General features: G+C 43.7%; 17 protein-coding genes. All 17 read right to left on the minus strand.

The annotated features are described in order from the left end of the window. Window positions 1-327 (minus strand): hypothetical protein (locus tag Q0P86_RS05495; RefSeq protein WP_295037908.1); only part of this gene is annotated, 327 nt, incomplete at its 3' end. 3 nt (window positions 328-330) lie between these two features. Continuing rightward, window positions 331-1,710, minus strand: a complete 1,380-nt coding sequence (locus tag Q0P86_RS05500; protein ID WP_295037910.1) for a hypothetical protein — start codon at window positions 1,708-1,710, stop codon at window positions 331-333. A 2-nt stretch (window positions 1,711-1,712) separates the two neighbouring features. Further along, window positions 1,713-4,130 (minus strand): AAA family ATPase, encoded by a 2,418-nt coding sequence (locus tag Q0P86_RS05505; RefSeq protein WP_295037912.1) that lies wholly within the window; start codon window positions 4,128-4,130, stop codon window positions 1,713-1,715. Window positions 4,131-4,164: 34 nt separating this feature from the next. After that, window positions 4,165-7,431, minus strand: coding sequence for an HsdR family type I site-specific deoxyribonuclease (locus Q0P86_RS05510; RefSeq protein ID WP_295037914.1), 3,267 nt, complete (start codon window positions 7,429-7,431; stop codon window positions 4,165-4,167). Window positions 7,432-7,533: 102 nt separating this feature from the next. Then, window positions 7,534-8,739 carry a PDDEXK nuclease domain-containing protein gene (locus Q0P86_RS05515; protein WP_295037915.1) on the minus strand — a complete coding sequence of 402 codons (1,206 nt, stop codon included), beginning with the start codon at window positions 8,737-8,739 and terminating at the stop codon, window positions 7,534-7,536. A 219-nt stretch (window positions 8,740-8,958) separates the two neighbouring features. Next, entirely contained in the window at window positions 8,959-9,417 is a 459-nt protein-coding gene (locus Q0P86_RS05520; protein ID WP_295037917.1) for a hypothetical protein, read from the minus strand. A gap of 77 nt (window positions 9,418-9,494) precedes the next feature. Then, complete coding sequence (locus Q0P86_RS05525; protein WP_295037919.1) at window positions 9,495-10,469, minus strand: hypothetical protein; 975 nt, start codon at window positions 10,467-10,469, stop codon at window positions 9,495-9,497. Window positions 10,470-10,569: 100 nt separating this feature from the next. Beyond that, window positions 10,570-10,953 (minus strand): tetratricopeptide repeat protein, encoded by a 384-nt coding sequence (locus tag Q0P86_RS05530; protein WP_291022507.1) that lies wholly within the window; start codon window positions 10,951-10,953, stop codon window positions 10,570-10,572. Then, the gene (locus Q0P86_RS05535; protein WP_295037921.1) at window positions 10,946-12,139 is read right to left on the minus strand and encodes a hypothetical protein; all 1,194 of its coding nucleotides are present in this window, start codon (window positions 12,137-12,139) and stop codon (window positions 10,946-10,948) included. The genes Q0P86_RS05530 and Q0P86_RS05535 overlap by 8 nt, the downstream gene beginning before the upstream one ends. Before the next feature lie 36 nt (window positions 12,140-12,175). Continuing rightward, entirely contained in the window at window positions 12,176-12,778 is a 603-nt protein-coding gene (locus Q0P86_RS05540; RefSeq protein ID WP_291022502.1) for a hypothetical protein, read from the minus strand. Then, the gene (locus Q0P86_RS05545; protein ID WP_291022500.1) at window positions 12,778-13,407 is read right to left on the minus strand and encodes a hypothetical protein; all 630 of its coding nucleotides are present in this window, start codon (window positions 13,405-13,407) and stop codon (window positions 12,778-12,780) included. The genes Q0P86_RS05540 and Q0P86_RS05545 overlap by 1 nt, the downstream gene beginning before the upstream one ends. Before the next feature lie 28 nt (window positions 13,408-13,435). Next, on the minus strand, window positions 13,436-14,479 hold the full coding sequence (locus Q0P86_RS05550) for a restriction endonuclease subunit S (protein WP_295037924.1): 1,044 nt from the start codon (window positions 14,477-14,479) through the stop codon (window positions 13,436-13,438). A gap of 309 nt (window positions 14,480-14,788) precedes the next feature. Further along, complete coding sequence (locus Q0P86_RS05555) at window positions 14,789-15,175, minus strand: GxxExxY protein (RefSeq protein WP_106199803.1); 387 nt, start codon at window positions 15,173-15,175, stop codon at window positions 14,789-14,791. A 63-nt stretch (window positions 15,176-15,238) separates the two neighbouring features. Continuing rightward, the gene (locus Q0P86_RS05560; protein WP_295037927.1) at window positions 15,239-15,391 is read right to left on the minus strand and encodes a hypothetical protein; all 153 of its coding nucleotides are present in this window, start codon (window positions 15,389-15,391) and stop codon (window positions 15,239-15,241) included. 78 nt (window positions 15,392-15,469) lie between these two features. Further along, on the minus strand, window positions 15,470-17,059 hold the full coding sequence (locus Q0P86_RS05565; protein WP_295037929.1) for a class I SAM-dependent DNA methyltransferase: 1,590 nt from the start codon (window positions 17,057-17,059) through the stop codon (window positions 15,470-15,472). Between the two features lie 46 nt (window positions 17,060-17,105). Then, window positions 17,106-19,187 (minus strand): hypothetical protein, encoded by a 2,082-nt coding sequence (locus tag Q0P86_RS05570; protein WP_295037932.1) that lies wholly within the window; start codon window positions 19,185-19,187, stop codon window positions 17,106-17,108. A gap of 6 nt (window positions 19,188-19,193) precedes the next feature. Beyond that, window positions 19,194-22,073, minus strand: coding sequence for a DEAD/DEAH box helicase (locus tag Q0P86_RS05575; protein WP_295037934.1), 2,880 nt, complete (start codon window positions 22,071-22,073; stop codon window positions 19,194-19,196). Between the last annotated feature and the right edge of the window lie 142 nt (window positions 22,074-22,215).

Consider the following 22,215-nt stretch of genomic DNA (forward strand, 5'->3'; position numbering starts at 1 on the left):
CCCATCCGCATACGACATACAAAACCCTGCACTTTCAGTGCAGGGTAGTTTATTTAGAGCCTGATCATAGAACTCTTCAAAAACTTTTCTCTGCTGTTTTAATTGCTTGTAGTAAGACGACCTTTTAAATTCACTGATATCACTTACTTCTACAAGTAACTTGCTTTTATCGTCAATCCATTTTTGAAGAGATTCCTTCGTTTTGCTTGCATTAATATAATCTGACAGAGCCCAAGAAACACGCTGCAACAAATCGTTACATAAACGATTACGTTCAGCGGCAAGGGCCTTGCGGCGTTCAAAGAATTTGCGAATGAAAGAGAACATAGATTACTTTTTAGGCAATGGAATCGCTATTTTATAGAAATCCTTAAACCCAGGGATTTTACGAACATGCTCGGAATCACTCAATATTCCATCTTTCCGGAAATCATCCTTCATTTCAATCATTCCCTGGTCATCTTCTTCGCCCTCTTCATGTTCAAATTTTGTTTTCGGATCAGGGTAGATAATCAAGCATTTCGGGAAATAATTCCCTTTCGCATTTTCTACTTTCGGTTCCCATTCAAGAGCTTTCAATATTTTTTCATCTCGTGCATATCTGCTGATTTCTTGAATATCGTCAAGAATGCCTTGGTTGCCTTCACTATAACGAGGCTTGTATTTGGCATCAATGATTAACTTTTCATTTTCGGACTTCTTGATGTAATCAACCCGAGTTTTTCGATATCCCTTCACCTGGAACTGAATCTGGTCACCATACGCCTTGCGGAGCAGACTCAACACATACATTTCATAAAGGCGGGGCATATCAATGCAGAACGGATGTACTTTATATCCGCGATTCTTCTTATCTTCAAGGACTTCGTAGTCAACGCCCTGAAGAATCATTTTGGCCACTTTAATAGCCTCGTCATAATGCCGATATAATTTACTTGATTTGACAAAGCCTACCTGTGCAAGAGATACATCTTCCGATACGCCTTCAAAAGCACCCTCAACTGGAGCGAGTTTTGAATAAATCTTGTCTAGCGTTTCCACCTTAAGGCTTGGAAAGCTTTCTAGGTTATTCTTGGCATAAACAAGAGCTTTTTTCAGCAATCTATTTTCGGGCGTATCAACAGTATATTCTTGATAGCCACAGAAAATCCTATCTTCCCTTTTATTGAATACGTTCTGTTTTAGATGTTGGTCGAAAAGAATCTTTCCACGGATTTTAGACTGTAGATTTTCTTCTCTGCGGACATAATTCTTACGCAAACCATTTTTAGAAAGTTGCTCCAGCAATGTGATATAGTGGAGTAAGAGCAAAGGAGTGATTAGATTTTGTTCCGATTCAATCTGTATCGCCGGGGATTCAAAATCTATATGGTAGTAATCAGAAAAATATTCAGCTTCTTTCGAAGAACGAACTTCTAACGCCGTTACGAACATCCGAATAAAGTCAGCATTCTCTATCTTCGGCTCTACTTGGATCGAGATGCCATTCTCATTTTCTGATGGCGGAATTAACCATGCACAACCAATGTAGTAACTCGCTTTAAAATCAGAACCCACTCCTAAAAATTTAAGACGATCTTTCTCATTTTTTGATTCAGACGCTTTGCCCAATATGCCCTTAAACTCCTCAATACAATTATTGGGAAAATTATCAGGGAATTGTATTTTTTCGTGTTCCCGAGTCGCAAGAATTTTGTGTTTATCGACCATTCTTATTTCAAAATATCATCAATTTTTGCAGAGTGCCTAAGAAGCCCGTCCTTTTGATATTCCTTGAGAAGAGGAATCACTTCGTACTTCCATTTCAATTCCAGCTCATTAAGGGATTCCGCCATAAAGTAGCTATGACCAACCATCAAATCATCAAATTCCATATCGTTGGAACGATTATCCCTGTTGCTCAAGAAATCCCTAACTTTCCCAAAAAGTTCAATGGCCTTATTCTTTAACGATTCGTCTTTCCCTTTATAGTAATTTTCAATTGCACTTTCATCGGCTTTTAATGTGTAGAAGGCAAACCTACGTCGCACGGCATAGTCAATAGAACCGACGCTGCGGTCAGTAGTATTCATCGTGCCGATGATGTAGAGGTTGGACGGAACAGAGAAGGGTTTCTTAGAATACGGGAGCGTTACAGTAAGAGGATGGTCTCCGCCAGCACGTTTGTCAGCTTCCAGCAAAGAAATCAATTCACCAAAAATCTTGGAGACATTACCACGGTTGATTTCGTCGATGATAAGAATGTAGCTCTTTGTTCCACTATTTTGCGTTATATTAAGACCGCATTCATCTTTGAGATAGGTGATTACGCTTTGGCTGTATCCTTCCCACCCTTCAAAAACTTTCTCGCCAGAAATAGCCCTTAATATATTCTCACGGGTCAAAACACCTTGAGACTTATATTCGTTTTCTTTTTTCCCTGTCCAAAGTTTTAAATTTCCCTTTTTGTTTAAAGAAATTCCAAACTTACTTTGCCTTCCGCTTGTTTCAAGCGTTAAATATTTTTCATCGCCAACACAACCTTCTGATAGAAGACGTTTCGTTAAATTTTCGTAAGCGTCTTCAAAATTCGTTGTCTTCTGTTCACTTGCTTTTTGACATATCGCCTTAAAAATACCCGGTTGAACACGGTAAGAAATATTATTGTCGTCGGAATCATCACCGCATTCAGGTTTAATTCCTTCAACAAAATCTTCGTAATCCAGCGATTGATGGAATGTAACAAAACCTATCTGTCCATCATTGCATATACGTCCATCATCATCTATTTTAATCAAATGCTTTTTGTACTCCTCCATCACCGCTTTATGATCAGAAATAGAAAAACTCGGTTCTATGATTGACAAAGCCAAAGCGGCTGTGTTGTAAGTCTTTCCCGTGCCAGGAGCACCCTGAAGGATGATATTCCTTTTGTTTTCTAAGAGATCAATAAGCTCTTTATTTGTATCTTGAGATTCCATAGGTTGCTTTACCTCTTCAATAATAGACTTGAACGGAACAAGGTTTGCAATGTGAGGTTTTTTATACTCTTTTGATGTCACAAATCTATCCATAGGGATAGGCTCTTCTAGTTTTTCAAATTCCTCTATATAGAACAGTATTCTTGCCTTTCTTTTCCCGTCATTATCTTGAAAATCAGAAAATGATTCTTGCAACCATTGGGTATCATTTTTTCGCCATTCCGCTTTTTTAGCAGCATATTCATCTTCAGAACACACAAAATCGGTAACAACGGCTTTATAAACAGCTTTCTTTTCTTGAAAGATGTAAAAACCAAAAGAGTCATCTTCATCAATTTTTTCTCTAAGCAACTTAATGGTAGAATTTTGCCCTACAGGTAATTCATGCCACCAAAAAACACCAGGTTTTACATCACCATCCATGGCATCAATCAATTCATCTTGCCAAGGCTCGCTGTTATCCTGAACCATTAACCCATTTACTTCTAGCTTGTCATTCATTTCAAAAGCATGTCTAGAAATAGACGGGAAACTTTCATCAATTTTATTCTTTACATCATTAATAAGTTGTAGATATCTTTCACCAGCAAGTTTTCTTGCACTAAAAATATCCATGCCATGTTTCTTCAGGTAAGATCTACTTCTGGTATCCAGAGGAACATATTCATTCGGCTTCATCCAAAAGAACGCCATCGTCAAATTCCATCTGATGCCTTTCTTCTTTTGTGCCTCATCAAAAGAATGTGCCAACTCTGTAGTATTTCCATTCATGAAAGCATCAAAAAGCTTCCACAGTAAGGGGATTGTTTCGAGCTTTTCATGTTCGTAATAAAAACACGATTTTTGAGCATTGGCTAACGGGATTCCATCAAAGTCCTGCGGAATCTCTGCTAATACACCAAACAATTCTTTAAAAGATTTTAGAATTGCACAACGGCGTTCCATTCCGGAAGATCGGTTGAATATGGCAAAAACCGTAAAAGGGTCAATATCAGCAAAATCTCCATTGACCGCTTTGGCGCGCAAGAAATCTATCCATTCCGAATTAAGAGACTTGATTTTTTCTACTAGGATTGAATGATTACCATTTTCATCAACCTGGTCTTTATACTCCATCAACTTCTGGGCCATTTCCTCATAAAATGGAATCCAAGTAAATTTTTCTGACATAATCAACCCTTATTTCAATTCTAAATTCTTTTTCTTACAAATTCTTCTTAAAATTCTCGGCTTGTTCAAATATTTCCCCATAGACTTCATCGCGTTCTACGGGCGGGTAGCCGAATTCATCGAGAAGGATTATCAGGTCCACTTTCAATGCGGATTTAATGTCGTCGCGTTTGTCCCAGTCGGGGTATGCGGCTTGTTCGTCAACAAGAATCTTGACGCGTTTCGAGAGTGCAATTAGTTTGTCTTCGGGATAGGTAAAGTGGTACTTGACGCAGAGCGATTTTAGAATATCATAGAATGCGGTTTCTTCGAAGCTGAGGCCATTTTCTTCGCCTTCGGTAAACGCCTTGCGGACTTGGACAATCATGTCGGTCAAGGTTTCGGCCATTTCTTCATAGACTTCGCTTTTCAAGATGTCTTGTTCGGTGCGGTCGTTGTACTGCTCCACGAGTTGTTGCATTTTCTGCGTGAAGTTGACGCCCTTGACTTTGTTCACCTTGCGGATTTGTCCGATGGCTTTTTGCAGGAGCATTTGCAACAATTTGATTTTCGTATTCGGCAGCTTGATGCGGTTGATGTGCTGCAGGTATTCGTCGTCAAAGATGTTCTGTTTTGCCTGATCGGCTTCGGCATCGCTCAACTGCAGAACGTCTTCCACGCCTTCGCTCTGGAGTGCCGATGCAATCATCTCGCGGACGCAGGCGTTCATCTGCGCGGTATCGGGGGCATTGCCCTTGGTGAGTTTATGCAAAATGGAGCGAATCGCGAAATAGAAATGCGCACGGTCGCGCTCAGCCTGCGTAATTCCCTCGTTGCCGACACAAATGTCGTATGCGGCCTTCAGGCGTTTCGCGAGGCCCATAAAGTGGGCTTCCTTTTCCTTCGTGGTTTGCACGAATTCCTGCGCCTGCTTGAGGCATTCCAGTTTCTTCAGTTCTGCACCGTCGCCTGTGCTCTTGAAATACGCCGACGCATCGAATTTGTACATCAGTTTGTCGAGCAAATCCAGATGATTGCGGAATTCCGTAATCGCGGCGGTAATGTCTTCTACATTCTGCTCAGAACCGGCACCGTACTGCTTTAACGCCAGGTTCATCTTGCGCTTGATGCCGATGTAATCAACAACGATTCCCTTGTCCTTGCCTTCAAACGTCCTGTTCACGCGGGAAATCGTCTGAATCAGAGAATGCTGCTGTATTGGCTTGTCGATATAAATGGCGTCGAGGCACGGAACGTCAAAACCCGTGAGCCACATATCCACGACAATCGCAACCTTGAAGTTGGAGCGTTCCTGTTTGAAAAGACGGTCCAGTTCCTTGCGGGCATCCTTGTCGCCAAGCAAATCGTAAAGTTCCTTCTCGTCGTCCTTGCTGCGGGTCATGACCATCTTGATTTTTTCAACCGGTTTCAGTTCCCGCTTTTCCTTGTCGGTAAGTTCGATCGCCTCGCCCGCAAATTCCGCATCGTCGCAGATTTTCGCCACGCCCCATTCCGGGCGCAGCTCCAAGATGTTCTTGTACAGCGCATACGCAATCTGGCGGCTATAGCAAACGAACATCGCCTTGCCGCGAACGGTTGATTTTTCCTGAACGCGGGCTTCGTAATGCGCCACAAAATCCTTCGCCACAGCTTTCAATCGGTCGGGGTCGCCGAGAATCACGCCCATCTGGGCCACATCTTGCTTGCTTTGGTCAGTCTGGTATTCGTTGGCACCTGTTTCCGCAGCTTCTTCGTAATACTTCTCGATTTCTTCGAGAACAGAATTGTTCAGCACCACCTTGGCGGCACGGCCTTCGTAAACGATGGGTACCGTAATGCCGTCCTTCACCGATTCGGTCATGGTGTAAATATCGACCTCGGGGCCAAACACATCTAGCGTCGCGTCAATCGGCGTGCCCGTAAAGCCCACGTATGTCGCATTGGGCAAAGAATTGTGCAAGTAGCGCGCAAAGCCGAAACTCGTCTTGACGCCCTTATCGGTCACCGTAATTTTCTGGTCCAGGTTTGTCTGCGTGCGGTGCGCTTCGTCCGAAATGCAGACAACATTATCGCGGTCGGTCAGCAGTTCGATATCTTCGCTGAACTTCTGAATGGTCGTGAGGAATACGCCTCCGCTCTTGCGGCCCTGCAACTTTTCGCGCAGGTCGGCACGGCTCTCCACACTTTCGACGCGTTCGTCACCGATATACTTCTTGGACGCCGTAAACAATCCCGAAAGCTGGTCATCCAAATCGGTGCGGTCGGTAATCAGCACAATCGTCGGCGTCTTGAATTCTAGCGACTTCATGAGCAACCGCGTCAAAAAAAGCATCGTAAAGCTCTTGCCGCAACCCGTCGCACCAAAATACGTGCCGCCCCTGCCGTCGCCATAAGGCTTGCGGGCCTTGCAAATGTTTTCGTACAAAGACCTCGCCGCATAATATTGCGGATAACGGCACAGAACCTTCTGCTCCTTTTTGCTGCTGTCCGGGAAATACTGGAAGTTCTTGAAAATATCCAACAGGCGTTTGCGATTGAACATCCCCTGAATCATGGAGTAAAGGCTCTCGATGCCCTCGGCCTCGATTCGCTTGTCGCCAAATTCCACGCGTCGCCACGCATAAAAATAATCGTACTTGGCAAAGAAACTGCCCGCCCGGTTGTTCACGCCATCGCTAATCACGCAGAAGGCGTTATAGACAAACAGCTGCGGGATATCGCGGCGGTACCGAACCGTCAACTGCTCGTAGGCGTTGAAAACCGTCGCCTCTTCGCGCACGGCGCTCTTGAACTCGAATACCACAAGCGGGAGCCCATTCACAAAAAGGATTGCATCGGGAATCCGCTTTTCGGAGCCGACAATTTCAAACTGGTTTACAATTTTGACGATATTGCAGTCGGCGCAGTATTTCGCCGCCACATCGGCCGCCAGCGGCATCGCCTCTTCATCATCATCGACACCGAAACCCGACTTTCTCTGTTCACCCAGCGGCCTAAAATCTGCAAGCTCGATGAGGATGTCCTTGTCCTTCGGGTTCTCGCGCTTGAGCATAAAGCCGTCCGATAGCCAGGAGCAGAACTTCTTGTTGCTCTCGTAAAGCGCACTCGCCGAAAGATTCCGCAACTGCAAAACAACCGAACGGATTTCGTTCTCGGTAATGCCCTCGGAATCGTAGCGACGGCGCAAGTAGTCGCGCAGGTCCTGCTCAATCAAGACCTCGCCCTCGCCGCGGTCAATCGCCTCGCCGGGCACATACTTGCAGCCCTCCTGAACCAAGAGGTCAATAAACACTTTCTCTAAGTCGGCTTCCTTGAACGCCATGCCGTAAAAATAAATTCATTATTTTTCTGTGCAATAGGCAAAATGGCGTTTTTGGGGCAAAATAGGGCATTTTATACAATAATTTGAGCAAAACCTTCTGAGTTACCGAGATTTCCTCGGAAACTCATTCTTAACCCTTTGCTTTCGTTCCTTTTTTACGTTTCCATGTTGTTCAATAAACAGTTCCTTTTGCATTTCAATTTCGCGGGCAAGAATTTCCTTAGACGGAATGTAGGTCAGATATTTCGCGGCATACATACGCTTATTTGTTGCAAGAGTTGAAAAACGGGCGACATCGGCATTTGTGTCGGAACAGAGGATTATGCCAATTGTCGGGTTATCTCCTTCTGTCTTTTTGTAAGTGTCGTAGAGCTTGAGATACATGTCCATTTGCCCAACATCTTCATACGATATTTTTCTTGTTTTCAAGTCTATCAGCACAAAACATTTCAGCATATAATTGTAAAACACCAAGTCGATATAATAGTCGTCATCTTCGGTATGGATATGTTGCTGACGACCAACGAAAGCATAGCCTTTCCCCATTTCCATCAGAAAATTTTGCAAGTGATTCAGGATAGAATTTTCCAAAGTCGACTCAGTCACCGCGGCACCCTGATTTACTCCAAGAAATTCTGCAATCAAAGGATTCTTGATAAATTCCGAACGTTCCTTCTGATAATCGGCTGTTAGCTTTTTCATTTCCTTGACAACAACAGGCTTTTGGGCCTTGGGCGTTTGCATTAACCGATAGTAATATTGAGACGCAATATTCCGCTTTAGGGTGCGATAATCCCATTGTTGCGAAGCGGACTCTTGCATATACCACATTCGTGCTTCGAGATCAGCTACACGCATAAGGCATTCGTAATGGCTCCACGACAATTGGGCAGGCAGAGCCTGCCTTATTTCCTCACTTTCAAAAAGGGCAGGCAATGCCTGCCCTTTTGCAGCAATTGCCTTCTTAAATTCTACAGACAGGGCATGAAATACCCGAAGATCTTGAAAATTGAGATAAAATTTCCTATAACTCTTTAACGATGCGACTGAGAAACCCTTTCCGAATTCAGCAGTTAAATTTTCGGACGCCGTTTTAATAACATGCTTCCCGTAATTAGCCCTCGCCTTTCCCTGCTGTTCCTGTTCCACAATTCGCCAACCCAGTAGCCAATTGCAGGCAACTTGCATCAAATTTGCCGCACGAAAACTCATATTCCGCGCCGTAGAAACGATGCTCTTCAAATCCGTTATGAAGTCGGCGTTGAGGTTCGCGTTGCTCTTTGACGAAGTGGTTTTCTCTTTAGACATAGTGACTCCTTTGAAAAAAAAGAAAAACATTTGATAATCATCAAATGCCTTTCGGAGCCTACACTATTAGGAACCGCAGCTGAAATGTAGCATATATGCCAAAGTTGGCAAGGGGTGTAAGGAAATTTTACAATCAAGCGTGTTTATCCTATCATTAATCCTATCGTTATCCTATCATTTAACCTATCACTCAATTTTTGCAGTGCAATTACCGTTCCGTTATTCAAACAGCCTTGACGGTTCGAGTTGCAGGTCAGATTCGCCAAGGAGTTTGTAGAGATTCTGGCAAAGGATGTAGAGAGCGGCGAGGGCGTTCATCACATTTTTCAAGTGCGCTCGCTGATAGTTCGGGATACCCTTTTCCGGAACATCCGCACGGAAATGCTTGACCAGGTTGTAATCTTGCCACCAGCCAGCAGCCGACTCACTGTCAAAACCGGCAAACGGGACAAAATTGATAATCTCGTATGGATATTTCGTAGATACCCTTTGATCTTTAATCTTCGGGTCGACATTCACAATGACAGTCATTTTTTGCAAGATGTTCTTGACCTTCGAAGGAGCCTTCACGACCTTGCAATATTCTTCAGCAATGGAATCAATTTCACTACAGATGTTCAAGAACAGATAGGTGTAACGACTAGAGAACGTATCGCTGTTAGCTTTGCTAATCGTCACGAACTCATCCGTTTCGATGAAGTCCTTTTCAAGCAGAAGATACTGCTTCCAGAAAATTTTGGAGAAGGATTGGGGAGTTACAGCGTTTTCCAGTCATAAAGGAAATCATTCTGACGCTGTATTTGGTGATTCAATTCTCGAATAATTTTATAGGTCATATCGGCATAAGGATTGCTATCACCTAAAGGATAAAAATCACAAACCTTTAAATTTGTCACAGCAAATAGATTTACCCCCCAATGAACCTTTGTAATCACATTTTCAAATATGCCAAATCCTTTCGTTGTTTTTTTATGCTCATCCTGATTGAGAATATCAACAAACTGTTTTTCACGCAGAGGTTTTAACATATTATTTAACCTGTCCGAAAACTCCTCTAAAGGCAATTGATAATTTGCATAAGGAATTTGGTTATACAACCCCTGTGTCAGCATTGTATTTCTAGGACTAAGTATCGGTATTCCAAATTCAATAGGATGTTTTTTATATGCATTTATCTGCAAAGATGCTTTTTGAATATTCCCCCAAAGTCCTTCTTTATCTTGGGTTGAAGGCGTTTTGCACTCTATTGCATACCATTTTTCGCCCAATCGGAAACAAATATCCGGAATTTGCGTGTCAGAATTAGAATGTTCACAATCATCAACATCAATTTCATCAACGAAGCGCAACAAGTTTAACGCAATTATAAGTTCCAACATTTTTCTTGAATGATCATCATTTGCAACAAAAGCAGGAGAAACAAGGGCGTCTCTAAGTAATTTAACATGGCTTATTAAATTTGATTTTTTCAGTATTTCTACACCTCCAGCACGCTCAATCCAACTAATATAATCGTTTAGACCACAAAAATTTGAATATTTTTCATAGGCATCTACATCTAACGATACCGACTCACCTTTTTCAAATTTTTCAACAATAGTCCACGAATCTAAAAAAGCCTTTTCTAAAGGGCTGTCTACAGGCGGTTCTAAGTCAATCTCTTTCAACAAATTGTAAAAAAGATTAACACTATCTTTACCCTGTTTATAGCTATAAGACAAATCGTACATTTTTTTCCTTTGTTGTCACCATTCAATATGCAAAACACATATTGTCAGCTGACAATATACATTATTTTATACATAATTTTAATTTGTAACAAAAAAGTATTTATTTTTCTAATCTATCTATAACAGCCTGCAATGGACCTGAAATTTTGCCATTTTCAAGTCGAATCGCTTCGTTGACGCAAATACGAGCCTTCCCATATTCTCTCATATCGGCGTAAGCAGCTGCTACAGTGGTCAAGAACACAGATGTAATAAATTCTCTTCCAAATTTTTGTTTTACTTCGCTTGCCAAGTCTATAACGCTTGACGGATTGCCAATCTGCCTATAACATCGCCCCATCATTGGGAGAATGGATTTGAACTTGGACTTATTGCCATCTGTTACAAGTTTGAGAGCATCTTCATAGCAAATGACGGCTTTGTTGTAGTCGTCTTTTTTATAGGCCAAATTGCCTTCATTTATGAGCCGTTCGAATTCATCCATTTTTCTGAGCCCCGCTAGTTTCTTTTATCTTTGATTCTAAAGTTTCACCCGCTTCACAAATTCTCTTGCACAAATCATAAAACTTTTGTGAATACGAAGATGTCGTTTCTGAGGAAACATCGACGCAATGAGCTTTTTGCTGACGGTAGTCGGAACACTCTTTCATCAAATCCGATAAAGCAGTTGTTCCGCACACTTTACATTCAAGCAATTTCATCATTTGCCGAGACGTTATTTCTGGATGCTTTTTATCAGGGCAAATGAAATCCGATTCCGTGCCCCACCCTTTTTGTAAAATCCAGTTCTTTAAGTTTTTCCCATCAATATTACCATTAGCAAACAGTTTATCCAATTCTGAACACGAATCACAAAAAGACTCAAATGTATTTTCTACTGGAGGCTTAACCAAACTATTCCTGGTTTGCCTAAAAATCGTTATTCCTGCAATTTCATTTATTTTTCTCAAAAAACAAGAAATATCGGCTATGGGGTCTACATAATCAGCAAACTCGCCATAAAATTGATTTTTAACAAAGCGCTGGTATGCTTCATCTTTTTCATATTCAACGAATTTCGCTTCTTTAACTTCATATGACGCCCAATATTTTTGGTCCGTATCAGACATGGCTGCAAGATCTTTGTAAATAGCCCCTACGACAATATTGCCATTCACTAACTTTCTCTTGGAATAGCGGACCCAAATGTATGGAATTTCTTCTCCACGAGAAAGAACTGATCCCCCAGACTCAGAGTCTTCAACTTCGTATTTTTCAGGATGATTGAAATATTTGCGAAGAACTTCTTCCTCAAAATACGCCTGATTAACTTGCCCCGCTCCCAACTTTAAGCGTTTTTCGTATTCTGGAATATTTTGCCGCACTAAACCTAGCTTTTCATAATATGTAGCCAACACCTTTGAAGAAGGGAAAAATATATGCGTTATTTCTTCCTTAAAATTCAGAGATTTCGAAACATTCTTTGGATTAAAATGAGCCGAGTACAATTTCACATTTCTATTCAATGTACCATATTCTAGTTCATTGAGTGACTCAAATATGCGCATGGCAGCTTCATTTGTAATTTGGAAATGCTGTGCCAAATCCAATGCAGAAATACCAGCTGGATTATCAAACCACTTTTTTGAACAATACTCTAATATCTCTGAAGGCGAAAATGTTCTTTCCATATTCTCCTCCTCATATAAGCATTCCAATAATCACATCTAATTTTTTCTTTTAGAAGCAGTCGTTTTTTTTGCTCCACCAACATTACCTTGTCGTAAAGATTGCGTTTGGCTCAACTTATCCAATTTATCTTTTTGTTCGGAACATGTTTTTTCCAGGGATTCTACTTGCTGCTTCAACATATTTATTTCTTTATTTTGGCCTTCTAATGTCAGAGATAAATTCTTTAATTGTAATTCTGATTTCTTTTCTTTTGCCGGATAGAGAATTATTTCAACAACTGCAGCTAGTCCCACAAAAATTGTAAGGCCTCGAAACAATTTATAATCCATAATATTTTCATTATTTAATACATACAACGTTATAAAAAGAACAACCGCGACAACAATGGGGAAAAGAAACAGCAACATCATTCTGGCGGTATAAAAGAATTTCAACTGATTAAGAAGAGCTTCCTGAGTTCTTATATTCGCTTCCTGTTTTTTCCATGCAGCAAGACATTCATTAATATCCTCAAGCTGTTTTGAAGGGATAACGGAAAAACTCGGCTGCTGCACAAATGGATTTGTAGAAACTGCCGAAATTGCAGGAGTCAAGCCATCGGAGACGCCAGTTGAATTTGTATTCGAATTTGAGTTCATCAGTTTTCCCCGCAACACATTTCATTAAACTGTTTACTAGAATAACGATATAGCCCCAAAATCTTTTCTACATCCATCTCTTTTTTTGACGCAGGATCCGAATTGATATCCCGAACAAACAAAACACCTCTTTGTTTGTTTCCGTTTTCTTCAAATTCTGCATCCTGAATATTCATTACATCATTAATATTAATACCATTTAGACATGTTTTCCTATTATATCGGAAAGATACTTCTGATACACCATCATCAATTTTCAAATATTTTTTAAAAATTTGAGACGAATCCTCACTTCTTTCAACAAACTGGGAAACGAAACCAACTCTAATTATAGAATAATCCTTTGATATATCATAGTATCGCCTAATTATGTCATTTTCTACATTTACAGAAAGATTCTTTATTGTTACATCCAACCGCATATTAGAAATCGTCAAGTTAATCAAGCCATTCTTTGATACCGCTTGAACAACAGGCGAATCTATAAAAAGTAATCCAGGTAGAGGATTTTGCGGAGGAAGAATCACAGGTGGATTATATTCATTTGATAGTTTATTATAAAAAAGTGTATCGGGTCGTTCTATAAACCGCGACAAAAAGAAAGCAACTTGAAGTTGGATTTGTTTCATATATGATTCCTTTTTTAGTTAAAGCTTATTATGCCCCCCCCATTTTGGAAAGGAGAAGGGTTTGCATTTGGGTTAGGGTTTGGTTTTCTTGTTCTTTGCTGTTTATTAGAGCCATAACAGGATTTAATTTTTCGTTATACTCTTTAAACAATCCTGAATCAGGAATAAGAATTTCTTGATTTTCAATATGTGGAGCGGTGAGCTGATTCTGCACCGATCCAGAACCTTCAAAATTCAAATCCTTAAGTTGACGATACAAATAATCAACCATACTCTCGTCATTTGGAATAACAACCAAAAGACGAACTATCGGAACAAATGGTTCATCTCTTAAACAGCAATAACCAATAGTTCCACGAGCCGATACAGTCACGCATTTTTTAAAAATGGTCGCCTTATCTGTATAACCGTAAATGCCCTTATTTTCTAAACCATTTGAATATATGGGAATTTTACATTTTTCCGATTTTTCTTCAGAAAAAACATCCGGTTTATCACCGCCAACTTTAACCTTTGCGATTTCGCCAACAGTTCCCATCCTCCATCCATCTGGCAGATTGTTGGGGTCGATGTTGTCGATGAAGGTGTGGCGGTAGAGGGTTTGGGCGGTTTGTTCGAGGGTGGCGATGAGTTTCCTGTTGGTTGCGATGCGGGTGGCGAGGGTGTTGTATTCGGCGACGATTTCACGCTGTTTTTCTATCGCGGGGACGGGGACCAGGACTTCGCACATTTCTTCCCAGTCAAAGACTTCGCGGGCGCTGCCGTGAGAATGGAATCGGGCGTAGCGGTCAAATTCCGGGCGACGGAACCACATCATCAGATATTCGGGATCCAGGGCGTTCGTATCAACAACTTCAAAAACGGTATAAATTGCCGAAACCAAAGCCGGTTCTTCATTTTCTTTTAAATAAGCAATTGCAATTTTATCTCCACGTCGTGACGTATCCGCGATATAAACAAATTGATTCGGATACACAATCTTATACGATGACATATCCGTGCCAATCGTATTTGCGATAGACGGGATAAACTCTTTAGTCACGCTTATCCCAAGCAGTCTTTCGACTTTCAAGTCCCTGTTCCGCACATCTACGGGCCGTATGTAGTCTCCAAGCCGTTTCATCATTCCACTTTATCCGATACCTTAAATTTGAAAATAGTATTTTTTTTGATTGAGTCACACGGGTTTGCTCAGGTCTAACGACCTTCGCTGTTTTTTTTTACTTTCGTGAGTACCGTTAGGTACGAACCAATCCGCGTGACATCCTTAAAGCATAATCAGCTAAAAACAAGAAAAAAGGGAGTTCTACTTCCGAAATTCAGCGAAAATCGGGAGTAGCAGTTCAGAATATCTTGTTTTATCACACGGATTTGCTCAGGTCTAACGACCTTCGCTGTTAAGGCATGAAATCCGCTCCCATCTTAAAGAAGCCGCTCCAAAATTTACCAGCAATCCTATCTCCTTTTTCGTCGCTTTCAAGTAGTTTATCACTTGGGCTTTATGGGCTTTTACCAATGTTGAGACAGCTTTTAATTCCACAATCACAGAATCATAGCAGATAAAGTCCGCATAGTACTCTTTGCAAAGTTTTTTCCCTCTATAGGTGATTTCCAGTTTTTCTTCTCTTTTAAACGGAATTCCCAAATAGCCAAACTCTATTGCTAACGCTTCTTGATACACTGGTTCAAGAAAACCACATCCTAATTCATTAAAGACATTTATACACGCCTCTAGAATCTTACTTGTTTCCTTTTCATACAAAAGCATTATTCCTCCGTGAGTACCGTTAGGTGCGAACCAATCCGCGTGACATCTAATATATCTCAGCACCTAAAAATATGCAATAGATTGAACTGTTACTAAATCCATTTCCTTTTTCCGAGTTAACGCTCCTTTTTCTTTATCACACGGGTTGAACATCGTTCCAAATGCTAGGCTCAGAAATAGGCTTACAAGCAATCCTGCTTCATTCGCCTTACGCATTTGTTGCTCAGGTCTAACGACCTTCGCTGTTTTTTCTTTCGTGAGTACCGTTAGGTACGAACCAATCCGCGTGACACTCTACAATTCAAATCCCAGGTTCTTGAAGACTTTGGCGAGTTCCTTTTCGGACTCCTTTTCCTTTTTCAAAAGGTCACGCATTTCCGCGTGGAGTTCACGCATCTTTTCGTCAAAGTTCACGGCCTCGTCGCGGTTCTTGAACTCGATGTACTTGCTCGGCACGAGCGACCAGTTTTTCGCCTCGATTTCCTTGAGGGTGGCGGTGGCGCAGTATTCGGCTTCGTCCTTGATTTTCTGCGTTTGCCACTTGTGGTAGGTGCCGCTGATTTTTGCGATATCCTCGGCGCTGAACTGGGTGTATTTCTTTTCAAAGGGTTCACCCATCTGGCGCAGGTCCATAAAGAGCACTTCGCCTTTGCGGTTACGGTACTTGCGCATGGAATCGCCGACCTTGACTTCGCGGGCGGTCTTGTTGTTGTTCAGAATCCAGAGCGTCACGCTGATGTCGGTGGAATAGAACATGTTGCGGGGCAGAATGAGGATTGCCTCGACCTTGTCGTTCTGCAAAAGTTCCTTGCGGATTTGCTGTTCGTCGCCTTCGCCGCTGAGCGCACCGTTGCTGAGCAGAAAGCCTGCTACGCCGTTTTCGGAGAGTTTCGAGAGAATGTTCAGAATCCAGCCGTAGTTCGCGTTACTCGTGGGCGGCACGGTGTAGCCTTTCCAGCGCGGGTCATCGAGGAGTTCGTTTTCGGCACGCCACGATTTCTGGTTGAACGGCGGGTTCGCCATGATAAAGTCGGCCTTCAAATCCTTGTGCTGGTCTTCGGCAAAGGTGTCGGCGGGTTTGTCGCCCAGGTTTCCGGAGATGCCGCGGATGGCGAGGTTCATCTTCGCTAGTTTGTACGTGGTGCCGGTGTATTCCTGGCCATATACGGAGACTTCGCGCTTGTTGCCGTGATGCGCCTCGATAAACTTCATGCTTTGCACGAACATGCCGCCCGAACCGCAGCAGGGGTCGTAAATCTTGCCGCGGTAGGGTTCAATCATTTCGGCGATGAGACCGACGATTGTCTTGGGCGTATAGAATTCGCCTTTGCCCTTGCCTTCGGCGATGGCGAACTTTCCGAGGAAATATTCATACACGCGCCCGACAACATCCTGTTCCTTGTCCTTGATGGTGTCGATGCCGTCGATGTCGCTGATGAGCGCCGCGAGTTTTGCGGTGTCGAGTTGCAGGCGCGAGAAATAGTTGTCGGGGAGCGCCCCGCGCAACGCCTTGTTCTTCTTTTCGATGTTCGCAAGCGCGGTATCGATCAGGAGCGCAATATCACTTTGGCGGGCATGCTCGATGATAAAGCTCCAGCGGGAAGTTTCTTCCAGGTAGAACACATTGTCCTTGTTGTAGAACTCGGGCATTTCCACGTATTTCTGGCGGCCGGCGGCGATGAGCTTTTCACGCTGTTCCTCGAACTTGTCGCTTGCAAACTTGAGGAAGATTAGCGAAAGCACCACGTGCTTGTATTCGGCGGGTTCCACGCTGCCGCGCAACTTGTTCGCAGACTCCCAGAGGGACGCCTCTACGGACTTTTCGGGGACGGATTTCTTTTTTGCGGGCGCAGACTGCGCAGAAGTTGACTTTGTTCTAGGCATGCCGGAAATATATAATAATGGAATGACGGCGGAGTGACAAGGGATATCAAAGCACCTTGAATCCGGCCAATTCCAAACTTGCCTTGAACCGCGGGAACTCCGACTCCCTCACGGCAATGCGCTTACCCTCCATCTTGACACATAAGCCCTGAAGTGAAAGTTTCCCGATTTCGCGGACAAGGGCGCTGTTCATGTTTTCGAGCGAAAAGACCAGCCAGTTTCTCTCTTCTTCTAGCATGACGAAACCTTCTAGAAGTTTATCCCTGAAATCTTTCCAGATTTGGGGTAATTCCCCCTCTGTCAGCGTATCCATGTTTTCAAAAAAATCGTTCACCTTCGTTTTTGTATCGCAGGTATTTCTGAATTTAATCCGGTCAATCCTGAATAGCGTATGCGATAGCACCGTACAATACGGAGCAAGGAAAATTTGCGAAGGCTTGTCGTCCTTGTCGACATGAATTGTCAAATTGCGCTCGTCCAATTTTACCGGCAAACGCTTCTTGACATTCTTTAGTTCAAGAGAGTCTTTTAAATCGAAAACGTATTTACCCAGTTCCGTCATGCGGATATGCCCGATTTTTCCGAAACAGAAAAAATTCAGGTTGTTCAGCCAGCGGGCTCCGTTATCCGGTATATCTTCCGGCGCATTACACGGGTTCCACGTAATTTCGAACAGGCCTATAGATGCGAGCACAAGGAACAAGTTTGTATAAGCCGGTTCATGCACAAGTGCCTCGTACCGCTGTCGATCACGGATCCTGATATTGTCCTTGCACTGGACAGGACTGCAGAACCTGTCCGGTAGTTTATAGAAGCAGGCCACATCCACATCGCAGCCAACAGGAGTCAACTCAGGCAGCCCCTTTGTCTCAAGATTTTCGATATAGTCCTTAAAATTCACGGGTTCTAGCGGCGGGTATTCCTTAATCAGCTTGAACAGCCTTTTGAAATTTTCATTCCGTTTTTCCGATGTCAGGCTGTCGTAATAGTCATATACTGTCGCATGCGGATACAGGAGCTTCTTGTCAAATTGAATGGCGTATCCTTTCATTTGCCCGCTCCTGTAATAAATTTTCATGTCCTCCTTTCCGAAAAAAATCCTCACGGCCCGCTTTATCAGATCTTGCGGGGTTGCCAAGAGTTTCGAAAATTCCCGCTTGTCCATTCCCGCCTCCATTCCCTGGTGAACGAATAAGGAAATGAAGTAGAACGCAAGCGTGGTGCGGGCGTTTTGCATCCGCTTTACATTTTTATCCGGATAAGAGAGAAGGGTCGAAGGATATCCGGCGTCGTTTTTGAGTGTTACCACGGAAAAATCCGCCCCATTCGCAAATTCCGAGAGTTTGGCAACTTGATCGACCCGCTGCAGAAGTACTTTCAGTAACGGGGAGCCCATTTCTCGCCCAAAGAAATCCATATTCGAAAGGGTCAGATAAATTTGTGGCAAGTTGGCAACAAGTTCTTGCCCGGCTTCCTCTGTAAAAAGTTCCTTGGAATTGAAAAAATCTTCAGGCGACAACCTCACCCTCGGTTTTTGATAAGAGGCGAAGTATTCCTGCAAACGCTTTTTTGTGTATGGCGGGACAAAGAAAATTTCCCGGTAACCATATTTAATCGCAAAGGAAAGCGGGTACTCGTAATCGTTAAAATGAGATTCTGGCTTATCTCGTTCGACAAGTTCTTCAATCTGATCCGTAAAAACATACGGCTCAAATGCGAGATGCAAGAAACTTTTCTTGACATGGTTGCCAAAGCTGTTATAGTAGGCTTCGAAAGCCTCCCTGTCGCAAAACGCTTCTGCAAGTGCCCTGCAGTATGTTGCTACGTTCATGTTTCCTGGTTTTAGCAGCCGGCTACCGTAATTCTTTATATCACTTGCGGTAGTGCGGGATAACCGTATTTCATGGGTGATTTTATCTAGCAGCGATTCCGGGACAGTGCCCGTTTTCACCATGTCCGACGCCAGCGACACATTGGGTACCGACGAAGCGAGCTTGCTTGCGACTACGCGCTGTAATGCTACGTCATTCGCCTTTTTCAGCTTTTTTAGATCGATAATTTTTGAAGCGCCGGGAGACCACTCCTCCAGTTTTTTCTGCAATTGAGTCCATTTCTTATTCTTCGGCATAAAAACCTACACGTTCAAGAGGTAGTTGATGTCTTCTTCGGTAAGTTTCTTGATTTGCTGCCCGTCCGAAGAAATGATGGCGCTGAACAGGTCCGCCTTCTTTTGCTGGAGTTCCATGATTTTTTCCTCGATGGTTCCGCGGGAAATCAGCCTGTAGCAGAATACGGAGCGTGTCTGGCCAATGCGGTGCGTACGGTCGATAGCCTGCTGCTCGGCACTCCTGTTCCACCACGGATCCAGAATGAACACGTAGTCGGCGCCGGTCAGGTTCAGCCCCACGCCGCCCGTCTTGAGCGTCATCAGGAATACCTTGTATTTTCCGTCCTGCTGGAACTTTTTCACCAGTTCCGCGCGATTCGTGGTAGCTCCCGTCATGACAAGGTGCGCTATTTCCGATTTTTCGAGCCGCTCCGCCATTGCATCAATCGATGCCAAGAAATTCGAGAACACGAGGCAACGGTGCCCGCTTTCGACAAGTTCCGCAATGGCATCCACCAGCCTTTCCCACTTGGCTCCTTCGACAACGCCCTCGGTCTTGCTTTCAGGAACAGTAGCAATCTGGCGCAGCTCGGTCAGAGCCTGCAAAATGCAGAACTGGGATTTCTCGAATCCGTTTTTCGCAATTTCGCCCTTAATCAATTTCTGGTAGAATATGCGCTGCTGCTCGTAAAGTGCCGCCTGCTCGGGAGACATGTCCACATACATCACCTGTTCGGTCCGTTCCGGAAGTTCCTTCGCTACCTCCTGCTTTAATCGCCTCAGAATGAACGGACGGATTTTTGCGGAAAGTTCGCGGGCGGCCTCTTCATCATTTTCTTTCTGGATGGGGTTTCCGTAACGGCAATTGAATTCCCCTTCGGTCCCGAACATCGGTGGATTCAGGAACCGGAAAATGGAATAAAGCTCTCCCAGGTTGTTTTCCATGGGGGTTCCGCTCAAGGCAATGCGGTGTCTAGCAGAAAGGAGCATCACCGCCTTGCTCGCCTGGCTTGCCGTATTCTTGATTTGTTGCACTTCGTCGAGCACGACATATTCAAACTCTTCACCTTGCAAAATCTTGATGTCGATTCGGACAACCGCATACGTGGTGAGGATAACGGAGTGTCGCCTGGCCTTATCGATACTGCGTTCAGTGCCGTAATAGGCGTAGACACTTAGTTCAGGCGCGAACTTTGAAAGTTCGTTTTTCCAGTTCTCGATAAGGCTCTTGGGCACGACCACAAGCGAACTTCCCTTGGACTTTTTTGCATAAGCGCTTGCAAGGAGCGAAATGGTCTGGATAGTCTTTCCAAGTCCCATGTCGTCGGCAAGGCAGGCCCCCAGATTGTTTTCGGTTACATAGCCAAGCCACTGCAAACCGTATTTCTGGTAATCGCGAAGTTTCTTTACGACAGGCAACTTCGCCGTCTTTCTTTCGGGAATGGTATCGAACCCGAAATAAAATTTTTGCCACGGAAGTTCTGTTTCTTTCGCGTTTTCGATTTTGGCATTAATAAGACTATCGACAAGAGGCATGTCAAAGAAGGATATTTTATACGTACCATCCTTCTGTTCGCGCCCCAGTAACCGCTTGAGCCGCGTAAAGAAACTCTTGTCGATAATGGCACGGGAACCGTCGGAAAGCGGAATAAAATTATTTTCTTCGTAAAGCTCGACAATCTTTCGTGGTGACATTATTTCGCCGTCAATTTCGACAGTACATTTCGTGTCGAAATAGTCGATACCATCCCCCACCGAAAGATGTGTCTGCGGCGTCACCTTCTTGAACTTGAATTTGCTCAACGCCTCGGTCCCGAAGAGCCGGTAATTCTGTGCAAGGTCACTCAAATTTTCAGAAAGGAACGGAAGCGCAAGCGCCGATGTGATATACAATTCGTCGCCTTCAATGTCGTAGGCCCTGGCGCCCTCCTCCTTGCATTCCGGGTGTCGGCTGATACAGCCCCTCAAGAGAGAATCCATCTTTTTCCAGCTCTCGGTGCCACCGTATGTTACAGGAATCCTCGAAATGGTACGGCTTGATACATGCAGGCGCACAAGGGTCGAAGGCTTGTTTTCCGAAACAAAGTCAACTGGGAACGGGTCGAAGCACCACATCTGTCGAATCGAAAGGTTTCCCGATTCGTCCAGCCCCGCAAAGTGGAGCGCGGGTTCTGCGGAAGTTTTAGGCATGGACGTTTCGCTAAATTGCGTCATCTCGATTTTGATGGAAGGGAAAATGGAAGCAAACAGCGAGAGGAACTTTTCAATTTCCTTCCCGTTCAAAACGCCTTCGATATCCGAGAGCTTGTTGTAGTTAATCCCCAGGTCCCGCGTCCTGTAAATCTTCTTTCCGCAAAGTGCATAGGTAGGGCAAAGCGGAATTGGATTTTCAAGCGTTTCCGTTTCGGTGTTTAGGACAAGCGAAAGCTTGAATTCTATGTCGGAAAAATCCTCCTTCAATTCTTCTGAAGGGTCGATGCGCAAAAGAACCGCCGTCCGTTCTGTCTTTTCGGCGTTGGTCACGATGCTTTTTCCAAAACGGAAATTTCGCTCGCCCTTGAAAAGCTGGTAGGCAAATTCCGCATTCTGGTCAAGATAAACCACTCCGTTCGGCCCGTCTCCCCACGAAACCGTATTAAGCCGTTGTTGTTTGACACGGTCTATGGCAAGGTCCAGCGGAGAACCACCGCATACAATGTCTTCGAGAGCAATCAAAGCGCCCTTGTCGTTCGAAAAAAAGAAATAGGCACGCCCGCTTTCGTCAATACCTAAATTGAATACAGTATCTTCAAGCGGGATATTCGCCCTAAAATTTTCTGTCGTGGCAGAGGCGTTTTGCCAGATATCCGAAATTTGTCCTAATGATAGTTTCTTGGGAGCTCGCCCGCCTTCATTTTTTTTGGCCATGGTGCAAAATATAACTTTTTTGCTCATTTATACCGGCATCAGCCCCTTAAGTCGCCTCATTTTCGCCAATTAGGGCGATTTTCAAAAATGGCGATGTAGAACTTTGGTGTTGAAGCCCCCAGTAATGTTTAAGATTTTAAAC

It is taken from the genome of uncultured Fibrobacter sp. (assembly GCF_946062555.1).
Lineage (GTDB): Bacteria > Fibrobacterota > Fibrobacteria > Fibrobacterales > Fibrobacteraceae > Fibrobacter.